This window comes from Pantoea sp. E956-1 (assembly GCF_982223955.1).
In genome coordinates this window covers 1-569 of sequence record NZ_CEUYZP010000034.1, presented here as the reverse complement: position 1 = coordinate 569, position 569 = coordinate 1, and the positions used below count along the sequence as shown (strand labels likewise).

General features: G+C 54.5%; 1 rRNA gene. It reads left to right on the top strand.

The features are described from left to right. Positions 1-569 (top strand): 23S ribosomal RNA (locus AC0T7J_RS25095); the annotation flags it as partial.

The window sequence follows — 569 nt, the reverse complement described above, 5'->3', positions numbered from 1 at the left end:
ACAGACAGCCAGGATGTTGGCTTAGAAGCAGCCATCATTTAAAGAAAGCGTAATAGCTCACTGGTCGAGTCGGCCTGCGCGGAAGATGTAACGGGGCTAAACCATGCACCGAAGCTGCGGCAGCGACGCTTATGCGTTGTTGGGTAGGGGAGCGTTCTGTAAGCCGTCGAAGGTGTGCTGTGAGGCATGCTGGAGGTATCAGAAGTGCGAATGCTGACATAAGTAACGATAAAGCGGGTGAAAAGCCCGCTCGCCGGAAGACCAAGGGTTCCTGTTCAACGTTAATCGGAGCAGGGTGAGTCGACCCCTAAGGCGAGGCCGAAAGGCGTAGTCGATGGGAAACAGGTTAATATTCCTGTACTCGGTGTTACTGCGAAGGGGGGACGGAGAAGGCTATATCAGCCGGGCGACGGTTGTCCCGGTTTAAGCGTGTAGGCGGAGCGTCCAGGTAAATCCGGACGCTTGTTAACGCTGAGGCGTGACGACGAGGCACTACGGTGCTGAAGTGATAAATGCCCAGCTTCCAGGAAAAGCCTCTAAGCATCAGGTAACACAGAATCGTACCCCAA